Source organism: Vibrio qingdaonensis, assembly GCF_026191675.1.
GTDB lineage: Bacteria > Pseudomonadota > Gammaproteobacteria > Enterobacterales > Vibrionaceae > Vibrio > Vibrio qingdaonensis.
Genome location: NZ_JAKRRY010000020.1, coordinates 25552 through 48415 on the forward strand (window position 1 = coordinate 25552; position 22864 = coordinate 48415).

At 44.3% G+C, this 22864-nt stretch carries 25 protein-coding genes; 7 read left to right on the plus strand and 18 right to left on the minus strand.

What is annotated here, in order from left to right; all coding sequences use genetic code 11:
• The first annotated feature begins 51 nt into the window (after positions 1-51).
• Both MD535_RS14780 and MD535_RS14785 read left to right on the plus strand, forming a co-directional pair.
• On the plus strand, positions 52-1101 hold the full coding sequence (locus tag MD535_RS14780; RefSeq protein WP_265675794.1) for a DUF3549 family protein: 1050 nt from the start codon (positions 52-54) through the stop codon (positions 1099-1101).
• Between the two features lie 9 nt (positions 1102-1110).
• Positions 1111-1410, plus strand: coding sequence for a DUF3301 domain-containing protein (locus MD535_RS14785; protein ID WP_265675795.1), 300 nt, complete (start codon positions 1111-1113; stop codon positions 1408-1410).
• 35 nt (positions 1411-1445) lie between these two features.
• On the opposite strand, the gene MD535_RS14790 is transcribed toward MD535_RS14785, so the two are convergent.
• Positions 1446-1925: a GNAT family N-acetyltransferase gene (locus MD535_RS14790; protein WP_265675796.1), complete on the minus strand. Its 480-nt coding sequence runs from the start codon at positions 1923-1925 to the stop codon at positions 1446-1448.
• Positions 1926-2715: 790 nt separating this feature from the next.
• On the opposite strand from MD535_RS14790, the gene MD535_RS14795 reads away from it, so the two are divergent.
• Both MD535_RS14795 and MD535_RS14800 read left to right on the plus strand, forming a co-directional pair.
• Positions 2716-3003 (plus strand): hypothetical protein, encoded by a 288-nt coding sequence (locus MD535_RS14795; protein ID WP_265675863.1) that lies wholly within the window; start codon positions 2716-2718, stop codon positions 3001-3003.
• Positions 2996-3448, plus strand: a complete 453-nt coding sequence (locus MD535_RS14800) for a YaiI/YqxD family protein (RefSeq protein ID WP_250615518.1) — start codon at positions 2996-2998, stop codon at positions 3446-3448. Before MD535_RS14795 ends, MD535_RS14800 begins: the two co-directional genes overlap by 8 nt.
• A 78-nt stretch (positions 3449-3526) precedes the next feature.
• On the opposite strand, the gene MD535_RS14805 is transcribed toward MD535_RS14800, so the two are convergent.
• The 6 genes from MD535_RS14805 to MD535_RS14830 all read right to left on the minus strand — a co-directional run bounded on the left by MD535_RS14805 (position 3527) and on the right by MD535_RS14830 (position 9823).
• Positions 3527-4777: a glutamate-5-semialdehyde dehydrogenase gene (locus MD535_RS14805; RefSeq protein WP_265675797.1), complete on the minus strand. Its 1251-nt coding sequence runs from the start codon at positions 4775-4777 to the stop codon at positions 3527-3529.
• A 19-nt stretch (positions 4778-4796) separates the two neighbouring features.
• Positions 4797-5933, minus strand: coding sequence for a glutamate 5-kinase (proB, locus tag MD535_RS14810; protein ID WP_250615520.1), 1137 nt, complete (start codon positions 5931-5933; stop codon positions 4797-4799).
• 162 nt (positions 5934-6095) lie between these two features.
• A complete protein-coding gene (gene crl, locus MD535_RS14815) occupies positions 6096-6485 on the minus strand; it encodes a sigma factor-binding protein Crl (RefSeq protein WP_265675864.1) in 390 nt (129 codons plus the stop codon).
• Positions 6486-6613: 128 nt separating this feature from the next.
• Positions 6614-7861, minus strand: coding sequence for an esterase FrsA (gene frsA, locus MD535_RS14820; RefSeq protein WP_265675798.1), 1248 nt, complete (start codon positions 7859-7861; stop codon positions 6614-6616).
• Positions 7862-8025: 164 nt separating this feature from the next.
• A complete protein-coding gene (gene gpt, locus MD535_RS14825) occupies positions 8026-8490 on the minus strand; it encodes a xanthine phosphoribosyltransferase (protein ID WP_265675799.1) in 465 nt (154 codons plus the stop codon).
• A gap of 37 nt (positions 8491-8527) precedes the next feature.
• Complete coding sequence (locus tag MD535_RS14830; protein WP_265675800.1) at positions 8528-9823, minus strand: NCS2 family permease; 1296 nt, start codon at positions 9821-9823, stop codon at positions 8528-8530.
• Positions 9824-10726: 903 nt separating this feature from the next.
• Here MD535_RS14830 and MD535_RS14835 point away from each other — a divergent pair.
• From MD535_RS14835 to MD535_RS14845, 3 genes are all read left to right on the plus strand, one after another.
• Complete coding sequence (locus MD535_RS14835; RefSeq protein ID WP_265675801.1) at positions 10727-12196, plus strand: aminoacyl-histidine dipeptidase; 1470 nt, start codon at positions 10727-10729, stop codon at positions 12194-12196.
• A gap of 147 nt (positions 12197-12343) precedes the next feature.
• Positions 12344-12547 (plus strand): YaeP family protein, encoded by a 204-nt coding sequence (locus tag MD535_RS14840; protein ID WP_265675802.1) that lies wholly within the window; start codon positions 12344-12346, stop codon positions 12545-12547.
• 10 nt (positions 12548-12557) lie between these two features.
• A complete protein-coding gene (locus MD535_RS14845) occupies positions 12558-12749 on the plus strand; it encodes a DUF4250 domain-containing protein (RefSeq protein ID WP_265675803.1) in 192 nt (63 codons plus the stop codon).
• A gap of 117 nt (positions 12750-12866) precedes the next feature.
• Here the strand turns inward: MD535_RS14845 and MD535_RS14850 are convergent, their stop codons facing one another.
• From MD535_RS14850 to MD535_RS14900, 11 genes are all read right to left on the minus strand, one after another.
• Positions 12867-14246 (minus strand): sodium-dependent transporter, encoded by a 1380-nt coding sequence (locus tag MD535_RS14850; RefSeq protein WP_265675804.1) that lies wholly within the window; start codon positions 14244-14246, stop codon positions 12867-12869.
• 248 nt (positions 14247-14494) lie between these two features.
• Positions 14495-15244, minus strand: coding sequence for a YggN family protein (locus MD535_RS14855; protein WP_390902939.1), 750 nt, complete (start codon positions 15242-15244; stop codon positions 14495-14497).
• Positions 15245-15292: 48 nt separating this feature from the next.
• Positions 15293-15769: a transcription elongation factor gene (locus MD535_RS14860; protein ID WP_265675805.1), complete on the minus strand. Its 477-nt coding sequence runs from the start codon at positions 15767-15769 to the stop codon at positions 15293-15295.
• Between the two features lies 1 nt (position 15770).
• Positions 15771-16841, minus strand: a complete 1071-nt coding sequence (dinB, locus tag MD535_RS14865) for a DNA polymerase IV (protein ID WP_265675806.1) — start codon at positions 16839-16841, stop codon at positions 15771-15773.
• A gap of 114 nt (positions 16842-16955) precedes the next feature.
• Entirely contained in the window at positions 16956-17189 is a 234-nt protein-coding gene (gene nqrM / locus MD535_RS14870) for a (Na+)-NQR maturation NqrM (RefSeq protein WP_265675807.1), read from the minus strand.
• Positions 17190-17201: 12 nt separating this feature from the next.
• Positions 17202-18200 (minus strand): FAD:protein FMN transferase, encoded by a 999-nt coding sequence (locus MD535_RS14875; protein WP_390902940.1) that lies wholly within the window; start codon positions 18198-18200, stop codon positions 17202-17204.
• A 165-nt stretch (positions 18201-18365) separates the two neighbouring features.
• Positions 18366-19592: an NADH:ubiquinone reductase (Na(+)-transporting) subunit F gene (gene nqrF / locus MD535_RS14880; protein WP_265675808.1), complete on the minus strand. Its 1227-nt coding sequence runs from the start codon at positions 19590-19592 to the stop codon at positions 18366-18368.
• Between the two features lie 35 nt (positions 19593-19627).
• Positions 19628-20224, minus strand: a complete 597-nt coding sequence (nqrE, locus tag MD535_RS14885; RefSeq protein ID WP_265675809.1) for an NADH:ubiquinone reductase (Na(+)-transporting) subunit E — start codon at positions 20222-20224, stop codon at positions 19628-19630.
• Between the two features lie 7 nt (positions 20225-20231).
• A complete protein-coding gene (locus tag MD535_RS14890) occupies positions 20232-20864 on the minus strand; it encodes an NADH:ubiquinone reductase (Na(+)-transporting) subunit D (RefSeq protein ID WP_244358056.1) in 633 nt (210 codons plus the stop codon).
• A complete protein-coding gene (locus tag MD535_RS14895) occupies positions 20864-21631 on the minus strand; it encodes a Na(+)-translocating NADH-quinone reductase subunit C (RefSeq protein ID WP_265675810.1) in 768 nt (255 codons plus the stop codon). Before MD535_RS14895 ends, MD535_RS14890 begins: the two co-directional genes overlap by 1 nt.
• The gene (locus MD535_RS14900; protein ID WP_265675811.1) at positions 21621-22862 is read right to left on the minus strand and encodes an NADH:ubiquinone reductase (Na(+)-transporting) subunit B; all 1242 of its coding nucleotides are present in this window, start codon (positions 22860-22862) and stop codon (positions 21621-21623) included. The genes MD535_RS14895 and MD535_RS14900 overlap by 11 nt, the downstream gene beginning before the upstream one ends.
• Between the last annotated feature and the right edge of the window lie 2 nt (positions 22863-22864).

The window sequence follows — 22864 nt, forward strand, 5'->3', positions numbered from 1 at the left end:
GATAGAATACCATCTATTGCTCTATACCCAAACCGTACTAGGAACAACGCCATGGATACCCTTCATACTTTGACAAACATGCTGGTGAACAGTGGTTGCCAATACCACATCTACGATCTATCACGACGTGTTCAGAAAATTGATAACCAGCAATTTGCCAATGTTGAAAAAGGCAGCCAACCTTATCCGTTTCCCATTCAACGCAAAGCACAATTTGCGGTGGCATACTGGAATGAAGAGAAACAGCCTTGGATCTGGTTTTTAACGTTCAACTTAGACGAGCGCGGGTTATTAAACCAAGGTGATATTGGGCAATTTATCCAATTTGTCCTAGAGGCAATGGGATCTCGTTTAAGCCAGGAAATGACTGACGAACAGCAGCAAAAGCTAGCAAACAACCCGTTTACCTTCCGGCCAAAAGACGACAAGCTCGCCATTTTCCATAGCCTATTAAGAGCTCAGCTTGCTTTACCTACTAGCCAATACTACACACACGCTCAAGAATATTTCCAAGGAAAGCTAGGCTGGAACAACTGGCAGGGTGTTGGTTTACAGGGGATTACTGATCTCGCAGCACGATTAACGAATGACGATAATGGTCGAATCGTTCGTACCAGCTTACGTCATATTGCTAGCGAACCTAAATACGCACTACTCGGTGCCCTTGAACATGTTGCGTTACCTGACAAACTATCTGATGTCATATTTGAACTCGCACACGATGAATGCCAATCAAGCGACGCTGATCTGTTTTTGCTGTCCGCTTACGTTCGTGCATTAGCAGGTGGCAAGCCACAACAGCTCGAAACCTTAGTGACGGGCATCCTAAATAGCGCTCGCCTTAGCCACCAAGAGATCCTCATTGCTATTGCTGGTAGAGCTTGGCTTCCTCTCACGACCACTACGATCGCCGACCAATACCTCATTCGCTTAGCACAGACAGGTAATCAAGCGCTGTTTAACCAGTTATTTGCAGATCTAGTGATGATGCCCAGCTTAAGAATGGTGCTATTACCGTTGTTGCATTCCACCCCTTCACAAGAACTCACTACTGCTCTCGTAGGCTTGCAACAAGCCGCAACGCAAGGGCGTACGCACTAAGGATAGGCTGTGATTGATAACCTTTTAATGATTTTGGCACTGAGCCTATTTTGCTTTTTCTTTTGGCAACAAAGGCGTCAATCCGAAATCGCGAAGTCGGCGGTAAGTCGTCGCTGTAAAGAGCTCGATTTACAGATGCTCAGTGTTTCGTTCGGTACTCATAGGATTAAAGATGCCAATGGCCGGTTTGGCTGGCACACCATTTATGAATTTGAGTTTTCCGCACTTGGTGACGACTACTATCAAGGCAAGCTAGTGATGAAAGGATTTTATGTTCTAAATTTTCATATTCCGCCTTACCGCATGTAAAGACAACAACATTGCCTTTAACTCAACGGTTAAACTTAACGAGCGGTCATGGTGAACATTAAATAGGGTCCGTGCTCATTAACGGCTCGGCCACAGGACTGAAAGCCCAGCTTTTCCAATAGTCGAATAGAAGAATGATGGTCAACATCAACGTTGGCTGTCAATGATTGCACGCCGAGCTCATGACTCGCAGTCGGCAGAAAACGCTGCAACACTTCTGTGGCGATTCCTTGGTTCCAATACTGCTTATCAAACAAAAATACCAATTCAGCCTGCTCTTTAACGTTATCAACAAACACATGACCTAAATAGTCACGCGTTCGAATATCTAACACCGCCATTGCAAATATTTTTGGCTCTTCTAGTAACGTTTGAAAGAGTTGACGAGCAGTCTGCAGTGAATGAGGGCCATTCATATGCTGACGATTTTTGGCGCAAACATTTAGCATTAAAAAATCCGATTCTAAATGCTTGGTATAAGGGACTAAAAGTGTCCTAAGTGTCGCGATTGTCATGAGGCATTCCTTTACGTTCATTCGGTCGTAGAACAATATCAGGAGAGGGGAAAGGCGTTGGGGTGTGATGTGGGAAAAAGAAAAGCCCCAACACTCGCGTATTGGGGCTATAGTCTTACTCGCAGCAGTCCGGCTACTATAGGTGCTCCATGCATCATCCGTAATAGTGGCTGAATCCTTCAGCTATATCCTTTCATCGCCGTCCTAGCGGTGTCCATATCATCCAATGACACTAACCATCCCAGTCAGCTCGCTTCACTTGTTCCTTGAGCGGTGTCCTTAAACATCATCCTGATGTGTGTCCTAGCACTCTCCTGAGTGTGTCCTTGTCCTTTTAAATCATCGTCCTGATGATTTTTACGCATCCAGCGTTTGTCCTTACTTCCGTGCTAGTCACTCTTACCTTGAGTCACTAAATCTTCTTCCTGAAGATGACCTTCCTGTGTCTTTCCTATTCCGTGTCAGCATCCTTCCGACAAGTTCTAATTTACGCGATTTCAGCATTGAGACAATATACTGACAGAAAAACTTTCTTCAAAAATAAAACAAAAAACCACTATATTCACTTTAAATCAACCACTTAAAAACAATAAACCAGACAAAAACCTGTTATTTTTCTCTTTATCCTACAGCTCATGTGAGAGATCTCTCACGCCGCATTTCCACTTTGTCCGTGCCTCTGTTCATCACATAAGTCACCATAGCGCCCCAGCATCACAATTTGTTAGGCTGTACCCCCACGCCATTCAAATGTACTATTCATTGATGACCTGTTTAATGGATAAAAATGATGTTAACCAAAGACGTTTCTGCTGAGATTCACGCAGTCCTCACGAGTTTGAACGAAGAAGGAAAAGAACCTACCGTCGCTTTGGTCAAAGGCCGATTATCGACAAAAGTCCCAATGCCGGCTCTCATCACTGTCATTAAGTCATGGAAAGCCACTCAGCACATTCCTAAAGTTGAAGTTGCAGCAGACAACCGTTCGCTTTCACAAGAAGCCCGAATTGCAGCCTTAGAAGCTCAGGTGCAGCAGCTCACAACAAGATTAGAAAAGTTGGAAAATACACATGGTTAAAATTTGGGTAGATGCCGATGCATGTCCAAAAGTGATTAGAGAAACACTTTGTCGAGCAGCAGAAAGAACCGGGCTGACCTGCACGTTTGTCGCAAACCACACCGTCCCAGTTCCCAAACGCGACAACATTCATTCAATTACGGTACCCGCTGGTTTTGATATTGCCGACAATGAAATCGTTAGACGCGTTGAAGCGGGGGATTTAGTCATTACCTCAGACATCCCATTAGCGGATGAAGTGATCACTAAGAATGCTTTAGCGCTAAGCCCTCGTGGTGAGCTCTACACAAAAGAAACCATAAAAGCACGGCTTAACATTCGTGATTTTATGGACACCATGCGCTCGAGTGGTATTCAAACCGGTGGGCCTGCTCCATTAGGTCAAACGGAAAGACGTGAATTTGCCAATAATTTGGACCGTTTTTTGGCTAAGGCGAAGCGTTAAGCTTACCTGTGTTCAATTTAAAGCATTAAAAAAGGCGCAGTATTCTGCGCCTTTTACTTTGTATTACGTGAAGACTCGTTACGGTCTTGCAAGGTAATCGGCTTTTCCGACCCATTTATAACTGGTCAATTCTTCTAAGCCCATAGGACCACGCGCATGAAGTTTCTGTGTCGACACAGCAACTTCCGCTCCTAAACCAAATTGCGCACCATCGGTAAAGCGTGTCGATGCATTCACATAGACTGCCGCCGAACCCACTGAGTTAATAAACGTCTCTGCGCTCGCCAAGCTATTGGTCATGATGGCATCAGAATGGCTAGCATTATGAATTCGCATATGGTCAATCGCTTCATCAACATCAGCAACCACCTTCACACCAAGCGTATAGCTGAGCCACTCAGTATCAAAGTCACCTTCTTGCGCTGCTCGTAACTCATCAGCACCCTCAAGTATGGCAAGCGCTTTAGGTTCGGCAACCAGTGCTACTTTACCCTGAATACGCTGTGAGAACGCTGCTAAGAACTCTACCGCGACTTTTTCATGTACCAACAAGGTATCAAGTGAATTACACGCAGAAGGACGTTGGACTTTGGCATTTTCTACCACATCCATAGAGCGCATTAGATCAGCCGATTCATCAACAAAAATATGACTAATACCAAAGCCACCGATGATCACTGGAATATTACTGTTCTCTTTACACATTTTGTGTAAACCAGCACCGCCGCGAGGAATAATCATATCGACATAATCATCGAGCTTTAGCAGCTGTGACACTAACTCACGGTCAGGCTTCTCAATATATTGAACGGACGCAGCAGGCAGCCCAGCTTTTGCCAACGCTAATTGGATCACTTTCACTAGTTCCATATTGGAGTGAAAGGTTTCTTTTCCGCCACGTAAAATACTCGCATTGCCCGTTTTCAAACACAATGCGGCAATATCAATGGTCACATTGGGGCGCGCTTCGTAGATAACACCCACAACACCAAGAGGCACGCGACGACGAGACAAGCTCATGCCATTTTCTAAGACTTTGCTGTCCATCTCACTGCCAACAGGGTCATTGAGCGTGATAACGTTACGAACGTCATCGGCAATGCCTTTTAATCGCTGCTCATTAAGCAGTAAACGGTCAAGTAACGCTTCCGTCAGTCCAGCTTCTCTTCCTAGATTGATATCGATGGCATTGGCAGCCAAGATAGCAGGCAAGTTCGCCTCAAGTTCATCAGCGATAATATGCAATGCCTGATTTTTTTGTGCCGTCGATGCTGTAGCCAGTGCAAAACTTGCTTGTTTTGCATCACGACCCATTTGGATCATATCCATTATTTATCCTTTTGAATTCTTAATCTTGAATGACAACCATGTCGTCACGGTGAATCACTTCTGAGCCGTAGTCGTAACCAAGCAGCGCCGATATTTCATTACTATGCTTGCCAGAAATCTTAGCTAAATCGCTATCAGAATAGCCACAAATACCACGAGCAATAAGAGCGCCGTCGAGCGTTGTCACGCGCACGACATCGCCGCGACTAAAGTGACCAGACACACTAACCACACCTTTTGCTAATAGACTACTTCCCTTGCCAATCACCGCATTTACCGCGCCTTTATCGATAACAATATCACCCGTCGCTGCTGGACCGGCTAAAATCCAACGCTTGCGATTTTCTAGCGCTTCAGCAAGTGGCAAGAAGCGCGTACCTTGCGGCTGTTCAGACAAAGCATCAAAAATCACGTTCTCCGCACTGCCTGCGGCAATAATAACTTCAATACCAGCTCGTCGAGCGATATCAGCCGCTTGTAATTTCGTCGCCATACCACCGGTACCCAACGTTGTGCCACTACCACCAGCAATTTTTCGTAGCGTTTCATCAATCGTCGTGACTTCTCGTATCAGCTCAGCGTTTGGATCTTTACGAGGATCCGCGGTAAATAAACCACGTTGATCCGTCAATAATAGTAATTTATCCGCACCACATAAAATGCCGACTAACGCGGATAAGTTATCGTTATCGCCGACTTTAATTTCGGTTGTCGCCACCGCATCATTCTCATTTACAATAGGAATAATGTCGTGGTTAACAAGCGCATTGATCGTGTCGCGTGCGTTAAGGAAACGCTCACGATCATCCAGATCAGCACGAGTCAGTAGCATCTGCCCTATTTTAAGACCATAGATTGCAAATAAAGACTCCCATACTTGGATCAATTGGCTTTGACCAACCGCGGCAAGCAGTTGTTTGCTTGCCATTGAGTTGGGAAGTGCGGGGTAATCTAAATGCTCACGACCAGCCGCGATCGCGCCAGACGAAACAATCACGACAGAATGACCCAGTTTTTTTAACTCAGCACATTGTCTAACTAGCTCCACCATATGCGCCTTATTTAGCGCCAGTGAGCCACCCGTAAGAACACTTGTTCCCAACTTCACCACAACGGTTTGTGTATTGGTCGTTACAGAATTGATTTCAGTTGCCATTTCTTTGAGCTTGATATGAAAAATTTAATAGGAGTGATGTTTTAGCAATCAAACATCAATTGTACAAGTAAAAACTGGTTAGCTGGGAAAGAGGGGGGTAGATAAACGATAAAAATAGCCTCAGAGATCCCCAAGGCTACTTACTTGCTACATTAAGCCTACTTACACAAACTCAACCGAATCATCATGAATCTCTACAGAGAGCTTAAATTTATCATTTAATGCTTTCGTCAGTTTTTCATGAAACACTTCTTGAGTGCGAGTAATTTCCGCCGTTGCCGCTTTCGGGGCAGATTCAAGTACCCACTCACCCACTTGGTTATAACGGCCGATCTGATACGTAGCTTCTAATTTTGCGTCGTCTATAGATAAATCTAACCACCAGCCCCAAAATTCACGATCTTCGGGTGATTTACTATCATCCACACAAACCGATAAGCAATCAAAGTGGTAGGCTCCTTCTTTACACAATGGCTCTCTCAAGTAGGGACCAATGGCTTTTAGTGCCGTAACCAAACGGTAATGTGTGGGTTTTTTCGCCTCTTCTGACATCATGAAACTCCGTTTCAATGTAAAAATACTAGTTAGACGGTATAAACCTATTACTCATGATTTATTTATATTTTTATCATAGAGTTGATTACACCATTATTTCATATTTAACTAAATACAAACAAATGTCACCTGAAAAGTTCATCTTCTAACCACTTTATCGCCATTTCTAGCGATTGCTCATACCCTTTGGCGATCCCTTTCGCTGGGATCTGCTTCGCTTTACCATAGTCACTAAACATCGCAACAAGACGATTGTCAGAGATTGGCGAGACCATATCGCCTTCGAGACTCATCGCGAGAATAGGCACCCGTGTGCGGCGAGACGTCAAAAAACCTTGCACTTTTAATGACCAAGCCATGAGTTGACCCGACAGACTGTTTATATCGACGATATCTTTGCCTAAACGCGATGCCAGCATATCCAAATACATCTTTGGCATCTGCTTGATTTTTTCTGGTTTGGTCAACACGTCGTGTATCGGGGCGCCAAGAGAAACGCAGCCCTTAATTTTATAGGGCTCTAAAAACGATAACCGTACCATTGCGTTACCGCCAAATCGGAACCCGAGCAAGCCAACCTTAAAATGATCGACCCAAGGAATATTTGGCAATTCGTTGAGTACCGCTTGATGCAAACAAGAGCTGTCTTCACTCAATGGCCAACGAGCGCTGTGACCAATAGAGGGCATATCAACCGTCAACATCGCAATACCTGCAGGAGCAAGGTAATCACGGTATAAACGCCACATATCCGTTTGCAACGAATCTAGCCCTGCGCTAACAATGACTACCGGTTGAGGTTTATCAGTACTTGGCAAATGAAGGTTGGCGACAATGCGCTTGTTCTTATACGGGATTTCAAGTTGTTTGATAATATGGCTTGTTCGCTTAGCGGCTTCATTATAAGCCGTATTGGCAAGCACCTGAGCTTGAAGTGCCAAATTGTCATTTTTTAAGTGCGGATAACCAGCAATACTAAAACACAACGACGCAGTAAAAAGTTGCTCTGCCGAAGCATCACCATTGAGATCGTTGGCCTGCTTTTGATGCTGCATACCCAATTTTGTCCACTCGTAGTTCCAGTTACCACTGTGGTATCCCATCACCGTGTCTAACCACTCATCCACCGTACGAGAATGATCAGAAGAAGCAATACGAGCAAGAATTCGCTCTTGTTCTATGGGATCGACACCTTGCCAGACCCACTGCAACCGTAGCAAGTTTCGATACCAAGCTCTTGGCATCAGCTCTCGCTTCTCCTCAAGAATTTTTTCACTACTCGGCATATACCTCATAAGGCGAGAGGTTTCTTTCGCCTGCTTGTTCTTTTCAAACAAGGTTTCGGAGATATTTTTACTGACTTCTTCTGACATACGATGACCTTACTCATATCATTCACGCCCTATAGTAATCAAAAAACCGTTTGGGTTCAGTTCTTTTACGTCGCCGAGGGGCAAACCGCACCTAACTCACTACCGTTTCAGGCATAAAAAAAGCCCACATTTTCATGTGGGCTCTCAATCTACGAATAAGCGTATTATTTTTGCTTGCGATTCACAGGCTCTACATAAGATAGAACCATATCCCAAGGCTGTTCAATCCATGTATCTTGCGGAATATCAACAATGTACTCGTCAACCAGCTCGATGCCAGCAGGCTTAGCACAAACAGTGATCAACTTTGCTTTTGGATACATTTCACGAATTTTACGAGCAGTATCGCCACTGTCGACTAAATCATCGATGATCAAGAAGCCTTCGCCGTCATGCTCAGGTGCTTTTAGTACTGTCATATCACGTTGATGGTCGTGATCGTAGCTAGAAATACATACCGTATCAACAAAACGAATGCCCAATTCACGAGCTAGAATCGCAGCAGGAACCAAACCACCACGGCTTACACCGATGATGCCTTTCCACTGCTCTGCCGGCATTTGTAGCTCAGCAAGTTGACGGCAATATGCGTGCATATTGTCCCATGTAATGACGAATTTGTTAGCCATAGTAAAAACCTAAATTATTTAAAATCGAATGAGCCAATTATGCAGCTTCAAGGACATACTTGATGATGAAAATCGCAGCCATCACCCAAACACTGACTGAAACATCGCGGCCTTTGCCACTAAACAGTTTGATTGCAGCGTAAGAAATAAAGCCCAGAGAAATACCTTCAGCAATAGAGAACGTAAAAGGCATCATCAAGCAAGTCACCACAACAGGTGCGGCTTCTGTAAGGTCACGCCAATCAATGCTCACTAACCCTGACATCATCAGAATTGCGACATATAACAGCGCGCCAGCCGTTGCGTAAGCAGGAATCATACCCGCTAAAGGCGAGAAGAATAATGCAAGTACAAACAAAATGCCAACAACTACGGCAGTTAATCCTGTTCGACCACCGACAGCAACACCTGCCGTACTTTCCACAAACGATGTGGTGTTTGATGTACCAAGCAGAGCACCAACCGATGTTGCCGTTGAGTCAGCAAGTAGCGCTTTATTTAAACGAGGGATTTTACCGTCTTTACCAATAAGGTCTGCTTTTTGAGCAACGCCTACTAGCGTGCCTGCCGTATCAAATAGATCAACAAACAAGAAAGCAAAGACAACTGAAATCATGCCAATTTCAAACATATGTGAGAAATCAAGCTGTAAAAACGTAGGTGCAATGCTTGGGGGCGCAGACATAATGCCGTGCCATTGAACATCACCAAAAATAATACCCAACGCTGTTACCGAAAGAATCGCGATCATCACTGCGCCTTTTAGGCCGCGATGTACAAGAGCAATCGTAAGGAAGAAACCAAAGGCTGCTAAAACAGCAGGCAGTGATGTGATCGCTCCCATTGAAACCAGTGTTGCCGGGTTATCAACGACAATGCCCGAATTTTTTAGGGCGATAAGTGCTAGGAATAAGCCAATACCCGCTGAAATACCGGTACGCAAAGACATTGGAATGGAGTTAATGATCCATTCACGAATCTTGAAGACACTCAATAGGATGAACAACACGCCCGAACAGAACACTGCTGCAAGCGCCACTTGCCATGTGTGGCCCATGCCAAGAACAACCGCATACGTAAAAAATGCATTCAAGCCCATACCCGGCGCTTGTGCAATAGGATAGTTTGCTACAAAACCCATAATGAAACAGCCAATTGCCGCTGCCAAACAGGTTGCTACAAAAACAGCATCACGATCCATTCCTGCATCCGCTAGAATAGCTGGGTTTACAAAAATAATGTAAGCCATTGTCAGGAAGGTAGTAAGTCCAGCAATGATCTCAGTGCGCACATTCGTGCCATTTTCACTGAGTTTAAATAGCCTTTCGAGCATATTCGAATCCCTAAAGAGTAAAAAGTAAACGGTTGCGTAAACGATTGGCGCGAATTATAAGGGGTTCAATTGGCAAATTCCACCTAGAATTTTCACTCTATTGCAGATAAATGTTCTTCGATATGAAATCAATTAACTATGCAATAGTAACAAATTGAGACAGTTAGCAATAAAACCAACGTGAACAAAAAGAATTATTCACACACCAATTGCATACTATTTATACAGCAATTGACATTATAGAAGACAAGAAAGAGAGAGGGGACGAGATCGCAGGCAAAAAAAACGCCACTCATTGAGTGGCGGTAGAAAAATTTTGGTCATCAATTGGGGTAACCAGCAATAATTTCTAAAATATAGGGGTATAAACTTTATTATCTACCGAAGTAGACGCTGTAGGCGAAGTCTTGTGTGTATACATTTTTACTTGTCCAAAACATCGCGCTTGCTAAACCTTTCATAAATATCACCTTAAACAATACAACTTAATTTAAATGTTGAATCTCGGTTCCTTGGAGGCGATAACTCGGGTTCAATCCTTGAACGGGTGTGTTGAACTTAATCAACTGACCAAAAGAATACCATACTGATGATTAATTACAATACATATCGTGATTTAAATCACATTTAATTGATAGATCTGTATACAAACGAACTATTCTGAAAGTTTATTACATAAATTAGATCGATAGATATCAAAAGGAAGCAAAATGGGTTATTCGCCCTCGAGACTGCACACTTTCTTTACATCAACATCAAACTACTTATCTATGACTACTCCCTGTTTACAACTAATGGTATCCTTTGCCCATCTTTAATTCGCTAGAAAACCAGAGAATCACAATGACATTTGTGCTTTCTTAGGAATAACTATCTAGCAAAGTCGCTACAAAGGAGAGATCTGTGTCTGAATTCCACTCTGAGATCAGCAAGTTGTCACCAAGCCCGGTTTGGCAGTTTTTCGATAAAATTTGTTCGATTCCTCACCCATCAAAGCATGAAGAAGCGCTCGCGCAAACCATCATCCAGTGGGCTCAAGAGCAAAACCTTGACGTTAGGCGCGATAAAACCGGTAACGTATTCATTAAAAAGCCCGCGACAGCCGGTATGGAACACAAAAAAGGTGTCGTGCTTCAAGCGCACATCGATATGGTTCCTCAAAAAAATGAAGATACGGATCACGACTTTACTCAAGATCCAATTCAGCCATACATCGATGGCGAATGGGTGACAGCCAAAGGCACGACACTTGGTGCAGATAATGGTATGGGCATGGCGGCGTGCCTTGCAGTGCTGGCGTCAAACGACATTAAACACGGTCCACTCGAAGTGTTACTAACTATCGATGAAGAAGCCGGTATGACCGGCGCATTTGGTCTTGAAGCCGGTTGGTTAGAAGGTGAGATCCTGCTCAATACCGACTCTGAGCAAGAAGGCGAAGTCTACATGGGCTGTGCGGGTGGTATCGACGGTTCAATCCAATTTGATATCGCGCGTGAAGCGGCGCCTACCGGTTATGTGGCTCGCCAACTGATCTTAAAAGGTCTAAAAGGTGGTCACTCCGGTTGTGATATTCATACTGGCCGTGGTAATGCCAATAAGCTGCTTGCGCGTTTTCTTGCTGGTCACGCCAAAGAGTTAGATGCTCGCTTGATCGAGTTCCGTGGTGGTAGCCTGCGCAATGCTATCCCACGTGAAGGTTTTGTCTCCCTTGCGGTACCAGAAGAAAAGGTTGCCAAGCTTGAATCGCTATTTGCTCAGTACACCACTCTACTACAGCAAGAGCTTGCGGCTATTGAAACGGGTTTAGTGACGTTTAATGAAGCGACTGAATTAACTGAAGTATTTGAAGTACAGTCACAAGCTCGCTTTATTGCTGCGCTTAATGCTTGCCCTAACGGCGTGATTCGCATGAGTGATGACATTGAAGGTGTGGTAGAAACATCACTAAATGTTGGTGTTATCACCACAGAACAAAACACTGTGACGGTATTATGCCTGATTCGTTCATTGATTGATTCTGGTCGATCTCAAGTAGAAGGCATGTTGACGTCTGTTGCTGAACTGGCCGGTGCCAATATCGAATTCTCTGGCGCTTACCCTGGCTGGAAGCCAGATCCGGATTCAGCCATTATGGCGATATTCCGTGATATGTACGAAGGTATCTACGGGCATAAACCAAACATCATGGTCATTCATGCGGGGCTTGAGTGTGGTCTATTCAAAGAACCGTATCCGAATATGGACATGGTCTCGTTTGGTCCAACGATTAAATTCCCTCACTCTCCTGATGAGAAAGTGAAAATTGACACGGTTGCGCTATTCTGGGAACAGATGGTTGCACTGCTTGAAGCCATTCCGGCAAAGGCTTAATTCCCAAACATATTGAATTAAGTGACTAGCTTTTAAGCCGACGTTTTCAAAACGTCGGCTTTTTTGTTTTAGGTCAATCCGGAATTTTGTTTTTTCCCAATAGCCTGTGTATATTGAGATAAATTATCATTTATAAGAGAATGAAACATGCAAGTATATGGTTGCTGTGAGAGAGTCAGAGAGCTTTACGCACAAATAGGCAGTGGCGATCAAGCCTATATCCCTAAGGCCATCTCGTGTGCAGTACGAGCGTTAAACGATATTGCCGCCGATGATTCGTTACCGCAAGACGTGAGAGAAAAAGCCGCCTTTGCTGCTGCTAACTTATTAATCTCTGACTTCGATGATTAGAAGGTAGCACATGAACCTAGCCAGCTTTGCTACCATGGATACTGTCATGTTGATGAGTATTATCAATATGAAGCTGCGTGACGACTTTAACGGAAGTCTTGACGAGCTCTGCGCAACGCATGATTTAGATAAGCAAGCGTTAATAGATAAATTATCGCAAGCAGGTTTTGATTATCTCGCAGAGATCGGACAGTTTAGATAACCATTTTGACGGTTTAGATAACCATGCGGCTATCTTAGATTAAAACGTAAATAAGAATAATGCCGACGATAATCGTCGGCATTATTTAATCAATCCGCTTCGCGCACTAACATTTTTTTAGCCGAATGAGGCCCATATTACCGTCGCAACCAATACCGGACAGACAAACTTCACGTAAAGTGGCCATACTTTACCAAACCAGCCAAGCTGAAAATCAGGGCACCCTTGCTCTAGCTCTTTCACTTTACTCGCCCGGCTCCACACCCAGCCACCGAAAATACAGAACATTAGCGCAGCAATTGGCTGCAGGTACTGGGTAGCTATCATCGCCACCAATCCAAATAATTCGCCAAAATTGAACACGATAAAAATACTGAATGCGGCGATCAACGCTCCCAGCACCCAGCTGGTTTTCTTCCTACCTGTGTTTAATCGCTCATCTACCAAGGCAACCGGACATTCAAGCATAGAGATGGACGATGTTAACGCTGCGATAGTCAGCAGTAAAAAGAAAACGACAGAGAATACTAAGCCCAATAACCCTAAGGACTCAAACATTAACGGTAATACTGTAAACACCAAGGTATCTGAGCTGATAAGTGAGCCATCTTCCGCGTAGATTTGCACGCCTTTTTGCATCGCAACAAACATCGCAGGCATCACCACTAGTCCAGCAATAAAAGCCACTGATGTATCCACTAAGGTCACATTCATTGCCATTTTCGGCAGATCTTCTTTCTTAGAAAGGTAAGAGCCGTAAATCAGCATGGAACAACCACCAATAGTCAAAGAAAAGAAGCCCTGCCCCATTGCAGCCAAAATCAACTTTCTATCCCAAACTTTTTCAAAATTCGGAACTAAATAGTGTTTAAGCCCTTCCATCGCACCTTGTTGCATCATGATGTAGACAAACAATAGAGCAAATAAAATAAACAAGGATGGCATAAGTCGAGTTGACCACTTTTCAATGCCCTGTTTCACACCGCCTTGTACAATTAAGATAGTCAGCAGATAAAATGCAATCGTACCAAACACATTACGTCCGACACTGAACCCTTTAAACCAATCAGCAAGCGACGCGTAACCAACAATTTCTAAGACCGCGCCAATCAAAAAGCAGATTAACCAGCCACCAACAATGGAGTAAAACGCCAATACAGCGCAAGGTACAGCAAGACCTATCCAACCGACACAAGCACCCAGCTTTTTGGCAATAGGGTTGGCAGAAAGCGAACGCATGCTATCGACTGGGTTCGCTTGTCCATGACGCCCTATCGCCATTTCCACGACGAGCATTGGAAACGCCACGACAAGAATCATCACAAGATAAACAAGAAGGAACGCACCTCCGCCATTACTGGCAACTTGCGTTGGAAAACCCCAAATGTTGCCTAGACCAACAGCAGCCCCTGCTGCCGCAAGAATGAAACCGAGTTTTGAACCAAAATGCTCACGGGGTGTTGCGGCAGTCGCCGACGAAGAAGTTGTATTATTCACTATTGATTAGTCATTGCGTACTAGTTGGCTGATACAGTAATTCAATTGCTCTAGTAAAGCAATATTAAGCAGTGTAATAAACTAATATATTGGTAAACTAATTTGTACATCTTCTATTCTAGGTAAGTAAACCCAAATAACGTAGCTAACGCGATGTGAACGTAGTGGCGAGAACCTACCAATGAAAATGCCATCCAAGCCGAGCACTGCCAGCTTGGATGTCGAAAACGAATCCGCTTTATAGACCGTTAAATAGTGAAGACTTGATAGTCTTTCAACTGAGGAATTTTTTTCTGTAGCTCTTGCTCTTCCGTCGCCACATCGTTAAGAGAGTCGCAGTAATCTTCAGCTTGCTCCTTGATCACTTCGGATTGGTTGTTCATTGTCTCAGCAAGTCGTGTTTTAAGCTCATCCATTTGCTCTGAAAGTGCCGTCAGGTTTAACCCACCTTCTTGCTGCATTTTCTCTTGCAACGCGGTGAACGCGCTACTAAAAAACTCTTTGTTGAACACTTCTTTCGCTTTCTCATAATCCTGCTGCCAGTTGTTAGTAAACGAACTGAACGCCTCAGACTTCAAAACAAAGCTGCCGTCTTGGTGGTAGCGAGATTCGATATCTTTAAAAAACTCGGACAACGCGGTCTTGACGCTATCAAAAGCTGCCGAATTATCGAAGCTTGCAGAAACATCATCAATAAGGTCATTCGTTAGCGCTAAGCCGTTCTCAGCCAGTGCTTTAGCTTGAGGAACATACTTGTTCATATTTTCCCGATAGCTTGCTAGCGCTTCTTGTTGAAGCCTATCGAGCGCCACTTTCTCACCATTGATAAACAATTCATTATTGTCGTCAATTAGCACCTTCGAGCCTTCAGCCTTGACGATTTCGACTTGTTTGCCGTCAAGGTGCACTTCATTCTTGATATCAAGCTTACACTGCTCATAAGCCAAAGACGCTGTCGATAGTAACGACAACCCTACCCCAAACAACAAGTGCTTCAATTTACTCATCATGGCCAATTCCTTCACATTCCTAATGACTTTACACGCTCAAACAATATTCACAATAACATGATGGGTCACACGCTCTCCAACTTGTAAGGCTATCTCATCATCTAACAGTCTTCCAACTAACGCGCGTCCTAATGGCGACTCTGGAGTCACAACTCTTATCCCTTCGGCAACGATTGACACGCCACCACCGCAAGGTAACAGTAGATAACGACTTAGGACTTCTTGGTCGTCTTCCAACTCAACCATAGCGGATAAACCAACTGGAGTGTCGTGATCGAATGTACGAATAACCAAATGTCTTAGCGTTGCTATGTCTTTCTTTATTGCTTCTAATCGCATTGCCTGCCCATGAGCAAGATACGCTGCTTCGAGTGCAAGCGTGTCATATTTATTGTCTGGTATGGTTTCCTCATTGGTCGCAGCATCCACGGTCTGCTCCATTGCAGACAATAGCGTAGTGATTTTTTGTTCCAACTCAACAATGACCTGTTGGACAACGGCGGCTTTATTCATTTCATTCCTCAAACATGGACAATTGACGCGCGCTTTCTAGCGGCTCTAAGATAACGTTCAATCCCAATAATCTAATTTCTCGTCCTTGCTGTCGTTCCAAAATTTCCCGCAATAGCGCCTTGAAATAAGGTAAATCGAGCTGATTGTGGACATGTTCAATCGTGGTTTGCTTAAAGTCGGCAAACTTCACTTTAACACCTTGCTTAATCACATTTCTCGCGGGCTTTGCTCGATGCAACCTTGCCTCAAGTTCGGGATAAAGCTTTTCTTCAATGACCTGCCAGCATTGCTCAAAACTCACGATATTTTGGCTGAAGGTGCGCTCTACTCCAATAGACTTGCGCTCCCTTTCTACCACGACTTCCCGCTCATCAATACCATGACTTTTCTTCCATAGCGATGCCCCCAAACGGCCAAAGCGCACGATCAGATCTCGGTAGTCACTGTTTCTCACATCTAAACAAGTATACAGGCCCGCCCGATTTAATTTATCTAGACTCACTTTTCCTACACCAGGAATTTTGCCTAAGTCTAAACCATCAATAATTCCCTGGACCTCGTCGGGTGATATGACAAATTGCCCATTAGGCTTATTGAGATCGGACGCAATTTTGGCTAAAAACTTAAGCGGTGCCACGCCAGCCGATGCGGTTAAATTCAGTTCTTGTTCAATATCATGTCGAATACTTTGTGCTATCAACGTGGCAGAGTTTTGGTGCAACTGACAATCCGTGACATCTAAGTATGCTTCATCCAGAGATAACGGCTCTATCAGAGAAGTGTAACGCGAAAAAATGGTACGAATATGCTGCGAAGCTTGCTTGTAGACCTCCATTCTCCCCGGAACAAGAAGTAAATGAGGACATAACTTAACGGCTTGCGCAGAGGGCATCGCTGAACGGATACCAAATTTTCTCGCCTCATAGTTACAGGTGCTAATCACCCCTCTTTGCCGCTCGTTCCCGCCGACAGCTAGTGGTTTACCTTGATAGTAAGGGTTGTCCCTCATCTCTACCGCGGCGAAAAAACAGTCCATATCAACATGAATAAACTTACGGATCGGATCAGACACAAACGCACCATACTGGTTATACATACAGCTTAAGTATACGCAATTTTTACACCGCTAACACGCAAAAAAGCCAGAGCGAGGCCCTGGCTTTTTAATGTGATTGAATTCATCTTTTTAGGCGATGCGATCTTTTTCCCAAGCGGCCAGCTTTTCAGCTCGAACTTTCGCTTTTGCTTCGCGTTTTTTACGTGCATCACAAGGCTCTGGGCAATTACAAACTTTATCAATGCCTACAGCACCTAAACCACCACAACTACCTTTCACGACTTTCTTTTGAAAAATGTAGCCAACAGACATTGCAGCAATAACCGCAAGAAACACACCAAATGTAACTAAAAACGTACTCATTTTGTCCACCTCTTACTGATTAAGGTAAGGCTTAAAGGCCTCTGATGCAATTTCTTTATATCCATCGTCGGTCTTCACCACAATGAAAGCAGGGATCTGGTTTTCGTCCGCAATTTTTAGTGCTTTGTCTTCACCTAGCACCATTAATCCTGTCGCAAGGCCATCCGCTGTCATTGATGACTTATCTAAAATAGTCACTGACACCACTTTATTATGAATAGGCTTACCCGTTGCAGGATCGATAATGTGAGAATAACGCACACCGTCTTTCTCAAAATAATTGCGATAATCACCAGACGTCGCAATAGCCATGTCACCTGGCTCAATGATTTCTTGGATATTACGTTCGTCAGTTGACGGCTTTTCAATCGCGATACGCCATTTCACGCTTTCACGATTCACGCCTTTCAAACGCATTTCACCACCAACTTCAACCATATAGTCATCAATGCCAACGCTCTCGAGGTACTCAGCGACCACATCAACACCCCAACCTTTGGCTATTGTTGAAAGATCAACATACAGACTTCTTAGGTCTTTGCGCAGCGTTTCATCCGTGGCCGATAGATGAGCGATACCCGTTTGTGCTTTACGCTGAGCAAGCTCTTCATCTGTCGGTACAATTTCCGGCCTTGCCTCTGGGCCAAAGCCCCATAAGTTCACTAACGGCCCTACCGTGACGTCTAAAGCACCTAATGTTAGCTCATTGAGTCGAATGGCTTCATTCACCACAATCGCTGTCTGCTTAGAGACAGGAAAAGGTTCTGTCCCGTAATAACGGTTAAACCGGCTCAGCTCTGAATCTTGTCGGTAAGTCGACATTTGATCGTTGACTTCCTCTAGCAGGTCATTGATCTCTGCCTGGATATTTTCCGGCTTCGGCGTGTTCTCTTTCACTATGTACTTCACATTATAGAGCGTTCCCATTGTAGGGCCACTCAAATGAATTTGTTCACGACTGCCGCCACAAGCGGACAAAACTATTAAAGCCATAAGGCTTACGATAATCATTCTCAAGCGTTTAGCTAGATGAAACATACTTTTACTCACCTACCGAATTTAAAAACATTCTGCTTATCAGTCTTTTATAAGAACGGATAACCACGAATATTCTTACATTCTAAAAATAAAATGGCTGACTCACATGAGCCAGCCATGATCATACATTACCTAAACTTAACCACCGAAGTCATCAAGTAGGATGTTTTCATCTTCAACACCAAGATCTTTCAGCATGCCGATAACAGCAGCGTTCATCATTGGTGGACCACACATATAGTACTCACAATCTTCAGGCGCTTCATGGTCCTTCAGGTAGTTTTCATACAATACGTTATGGATAAAGCCGGTGTAACCATCCCAGTTATCTTCTGGCATTGGATCAGACAGAGCACAATGCCATACGAAGTTTTCATTCTCTGCCGCTAGGCCGTCAAAATCATCTACGTAGAACATTTCACGCTTAGAACGTGCACCATACCAGTAAGACATCTTACGCTTCGACTGAAGACGTAACAGTTGGTCAAAGATATGTGAACGCATTGGTGCCATACCTGCACCACCACCGATGAAGACCATTTCATTGTCCGTTTCTTTAGCGAAGAACTCACCAAATGGACCTGAAATTGTACATTTATCACCGGCTTTAAGTGACCAAATATAAGACGACATCACACCAGGTGCTACGTCTGGGTTATTTGGCGGTGGAGTCGCGATACGTACGTTAAGCTTGATGATGCCTTTCTCTTCTGGGTATGAAGCCATTGAGTAAGCACGAATCGAATGCTCTTTTACGATAGACTCGTAACGGAATAAGTTAAACTTGTCCCAATCTTCACGATATTCCTCAGGAATATCATAATCCGCATATTTAATGTGGTGAGGTTCAGCTTCAATCTGAATATAACCACCAGCACGGAATGGTACTTCTTCCCCTTCAGGGATTGCCAGCGCCAATTCTTTGATGAAGGTTGCTTCGTTATCGTTTGAGATAACGGTACATTCCCACTTTTTAACACCAAAGATTTCTTCTGGAAGCTCAATGTCCATATCCGTTTTCACGGCAACTTGACATGCTAAACGCTCACCTTCACGGGCTTCGCCTTTAGAAATGTGGTCAAGCTCAGTTGGTAGAATATCGCCACCGCCTGATTTTACTTTTACGCGACACTGACCACATGAGCCACCGCCACCACAAGCAGAGGAAACAAAGATGCCTTTACCCGCCATCGCACCGAGTAATTTGTCACCTGGAGAAGTTGTGAAGCTCTTCTCTGGATCACCGTTAACGGAGATAGTTACGTCACCTGTTGGTACCAACTTTGATTTAGCAAATAAGATTACTAATACCAAAGCCAATACGATCAAGGTAAACATCACTACACCAAGGATAATAACTTGCATTGACTATTCCTTAAAATTTGTGTCGTTTACCCGACCTACAGTTGAACACCAGAGAACGACATGAAGCCAAGAGCCATCAGACCAACCGTGATAAACGTGATACCAAGACCACGCAAACCTGGAGGTACATCTGAATACTTCATTTTCTCACGAATACCCGCTAACGCTACGATAGCTAGCATCCAACCAATACCTGAACCAAAGCCATAAACCACAGACTCGGCAAAGTTATAATCACGTTGAACCATGAACGATACACCACCAAAAATCGCACAGTTAACTGTGATCAATGGTAGGAAAATACCCAGAGCGTTATACAACGGTGGGAAGAATCGATCGAGGATCATTTCTAGGATTTGAACCAGCGCTGCGATTACACCGATAAACGTAATGAAGTTCAAAAAGCTAAGGTCAACACCTGCAACTAAAGCGTTCTCTTTCAACACGTAGGTATAAACAAGGTTGTTCACTGGCACAGCAATGGTCAATACCACGACAACCGCAACACCAAGACCAAACGACGTTTTCACTTTCTTAGACACGGCTAAGAAAGTACACATTCCCAAGAAGAATGATAACGCCATGTTTTCGATGAAGATCGATTTAACAAGTAGACTAATATAATGTTCCATTTCGACCTTACTCCTTCGCTTCTACTTGTTCTGGTTTAAGGATACGGATAGCCCAAATCATAAAACCAATTAAGAAGAATGCTGATGGTGCTAGAAGCATCAGACCATTTGGTTGATACCAGCCACCGTTAGATACCAGTGGAAGTACTTCAACACCAAACAGTTTGCCAGAACCTAATAGTTCACGGAAAAATGCAACTGTCATCAGTACAAAACCATAGCCAAGACCATTACCAATACCATCGATGAATGACGGCAGTGGCGCTGATTTCATTGCAAACGCTTCCGCACGACCCATTACGATACAGTTCGTAATGATCAAGCTTACAAATACTGAAAGCTGCTTAGAAATATCGTAAAGATACGCTTTCAAGATTTGGTCAACAACGATTACCAAAGAGGCGATGATCGCCATTTGTACGATGATACGCACACTGTTTGGCATATGGTTACGAATAAGCGAAACGAACAAGTTAGACAAGGCAGTAACGAAAATTACCGCCAATGTCATTACAAATGCTGTTTCTAATTTCGTCGTTACGGCGAGTGCAGAACACACACCTAGAACTTGAAGTGCAATTGGGTTGTTATCCAACACCGGTGCAAACAGGCTCTTTTTCATTTCTTTAGCATCAGACATTAGTTCAGACCTCCGTCACGAACCTTCGCTAGGAAAGGACCAAAGCCCATATCACCTAACCAAAAGTCAAATGTGTTTTGAACGCCGTTACTTGTCAACGTGGCACCAGATAGGCCATCTACGCCATGCTCTGAACCAGCAGGAGCACCACCTTTCACCACTTTGATAGCTGGCTTATGGTTTTCATCAAATAGCTTCTTACCAACAAACTGATCACGCCAAGTTGGGTTTTCAACTTCGCCACCCAGTCCTGGAGTTTCACCTTGCTCGTAGTAAGTAATACCGTTCACTGTGTTACCGTCAGTTTGTACCGCGACAAACGCGTACATCATTGACCATAGACCATTACCATGAACCGGTAGAATAAAGCTCGTTACCTTACCGTCTTGCTTAACAAGATAAATAGTACCCACGTTAGCACGACGAATGATCTTCGCTTTATCTTGTTCCGCCGTTAAACGGATAGATTCTGATGGTACTTTTGACGCTTTACGTTGGTCGTAAGTTGCCGCATCACCGTCAACAAACTCACCAGTATCAAAATCAACCAAGCGAGGTTCGATGTACTCAGCAAACAGCTCAGGGACCGTGCCCTCCGCTTGAATACCAGCAACGTCAACAATTTTACTTTGTTTATCTAGAACCGCATTAGCTTGCTGCTTATCACGTAGACCAACAGCCGCTGTTGATACAACGATTGAGCACACTAAGCTCAATGCGATAACAACAAACAGCGTTTTTTTAATGCTATCGTTATTACTTGCCATAGCGCGCTAGTCTCCGTTTGATGTTTTTCTCAATAACCACGTGGTCAAACAGAGGGGCAAACAAGTTGGCGAATAGGATCGCTAACATCATACCTTCTGGATACGCTGGGTTAACCACACGAATCATGACACACATCGCGCCAATCAAAATACCGTATCCCCACTTACCTTTGTCGGTAAATGATGCAGATACAGGATCCGTGGCCATGAAGAACATACCGAATGCGAAGCCACCCAAGACTAGGTGCCAGTGCCAAGGCATTGCAAACATAGCGTTAGTGTCAGAGCCGACAACATTGAACAAGGTTGCAACGGCAATCATACCGATCATCACACCAGCGATAATACGCCATGATGCAATGCCCATGTAAACAATCATTGCCGCACCGATCATCAGCGCAAGTGTCGACACTTCACCGATGGAACCTGGAATGTTACCGATGAACGCGTCCATCCAAGTGATCGTTTGACCAGTAATGTTGTTCAGTAGTGCGCCTTCGCCGCCTTGTGCCCATTGGCTCAGTGCCGTAGCACCAGAGAAACCATCAGCCGCTACCCAAACTACGTCACCCGAGATTTGCGCTGGGTAAGCAAAGAATAGGAATGCACGACCTGCCAAAGCTGGGTTTAGGAAGTTACGACCTGTACCACCAAAGATTTCTTTTGCAACCACAACACCAAAGGTAATACCTAATGCAGCTTGCCAAAGAGGAAGTGTTGGCGGAACAATCAAAGCAAACAAGATAGATGTTACGAAGAAGCCTTCGTTAACTTCATGTTTGCGCACCATACAGAACAACACTTCCCAGAAACCACCAACAATAAATACCGTTGCGTAGATTGGTAGGAAGTAGGTGGCGCCAAGTAGCATCTTGCTGCCCCAACCTGCGTCGGCCCCTAAGGTGCCGCCAATAGCTTGAGTTAGCCAGTAATGCCAGTTGCCATCAATCATTGCTGCAAGCTCTGCTCCAGCATACATATGATTTAGAGCCATGACCGCTTGGTTACCCGCGTTGTACATCCCCCAGAACACTGCAGGGAATACCGCAAACCAAACCATGATCATGATACGCTTCAAGTCGACGCTATCGCGAACGTGCGAGCTGCGCTGTGTCACCAAGCCTGGTGTGTAGAACAACGTCGCCGCTGCTTCATACAAAGCAAACCACTTCTCGTGTTTGCCACCTGGCTCAAAGTGATGCTCGATATCCTCAAGGAATTTCTTAAGCATGA

What these genes read in the sequence shown, in the direction of transcription:
- MD535_RS14780 (WP_265675794.1), top strand. Translation starts at nt 52, where the DNA reads ATGGATACCCTTCATACTTTGACAAACATGCTGGTGAACAGTGGTTGC.
- MD535_RS14790 (WP_265675796.1), bottom strand. Translation starts at nt 1,925, where the DNA reads ATGACAATCGCGACACTTAGGACACTTTTAGTCCCTTATACCAAGCAT.
- MD535_RS14795 (WP_265675863.1), top strand. Translation starts at nt 2,716, where the DNA reads ATGTTAACCAAAGACGTTTCTGCTGAGATTCACGCAGTCCTCACGAGT.
- MD535_RS14800 (WP_250615518.1), top strand. Translation starts at nt 2,996, where the DNA reads ATGGTTAAAATTTGGGTAGATGCCGATGCATGTCCAAAAGTGATTAGA.
- MD535_RS14805 (WP_265675797.1), bottom strand. Translation starts at nt 4,777, where the DNA reads ATGGATATGATCCAAATGGGTCGTGATGCAAAACAAGCAAGTTTTGCA.
- proB (WP_250615520.1), bottom strand. Translation starts at nt 5,933, where the DNA reads ATGGCAACTGAAATCAATTCTGTAACGACCAATACACAAACCGTTGTG.
- crl (WP_265675864.1), bottom strand. Translation starts at nt 6,485, where the DNA reads ATGTCAGAAGAGGCGAAAAAACCCACACATTACCGTTTGGTTACGGCA.
- frsA (WP_265675798.1), bottom strand. Translation starts at nt 7,861, where the DNA reads ATGTCAGAAGAAGTCAGTAAAAATATCTCCGAAACCTTGTTTGAAAAG.
- gpt (WP_265675799.1), bottom strand. Translation starts at nt 8,490, where the DNA reads ATGGCTAACAAATTCGTCATTACATGGGACAATATGCACGCATATTGC.
- MD535_RS14830 (WP_265675800.1), bottom strand. Translation starts at nt 9,823, where the DNA reads ATGCTCGAAAGGCTATTTAAACTCAGTGAAAATGGCACGAATGTGCGC.
- MD535_RS14840 (WP_265675802.1), top strand. Translation starts at nt 12,344, where the DNA reads ATGCAAGTATATGGTTGCTGTGAGAGAGTCAGAGAGCTTTACGCACAA.
- MD535_RS14845 (WP_265675803.1), top strand. Translation starts at nt 12,558, where the DNA reads ATGAACCTAGCCAGCTTTGCTACCATGGATACTGTCATGTTGATGAGT.
- MD535_RS14860 (WP_265675805.1), bottom strand. Translation starts at nt 15,769, where the DNA reads ATGAATAAAGCCGCCGTTGTCCAACAGGTCATTGTTGAGTTGGAACAA.
- nqrM (WP_265675807.1), bottom strand. Translation starts at nt 17,189, where the DNA reads ATGAGTACGTTTTTAGTTACATTTGGTGTGTTTCTTGCGGTTATTGCT.
- MD535_RS14875 (WP_390902940.1), bottom strand. Translation starts at nt 18,200, where the DNA reads ATGATTATCGTAAGCCTTATGGCTTTAATAGTTTTGTCCGCTTGTGGC.
- nqrF (WP_265675808.1), bottom strand. Translation starts at nt 19,592, where the DNA reads ATGCAAGTTATTATCCTTGGTGTAGTGATGTTTACCTTGATCGTATTG.
- nqrE (WP_265675809.1), bottom strand. Translation starts at nt 20,224, where the DNA reads ATGGAACATTATATTAGTCTACTTGTTAAATCGATCTTCATCGAAAAC.
- MD535_RS14890 (WP_244358056.1), bottom strand. Translation starts at nt 20,864, where the DNA reads ATGTCTGATGCTAAAGAAATGAAAAAGAGCCTGTTTGCACCGGTGTTG.
- MD535_RS14895 (WP_265675810.1), bottom strand. Translation starts at nt 21,631, where the DNA reads ATGGCAAGTAATAACGATAGCATTAAAAAAACGCTGTTTGTTGTTATC.
- MD535_RS14900 (WP_265675811.1), bottom strand. Translation starts at nt 22,862, where the DNA reads ATGCTTAAGAAATTCCTTGAGGATATCGAGCATCACTTTGAGCCAGGT.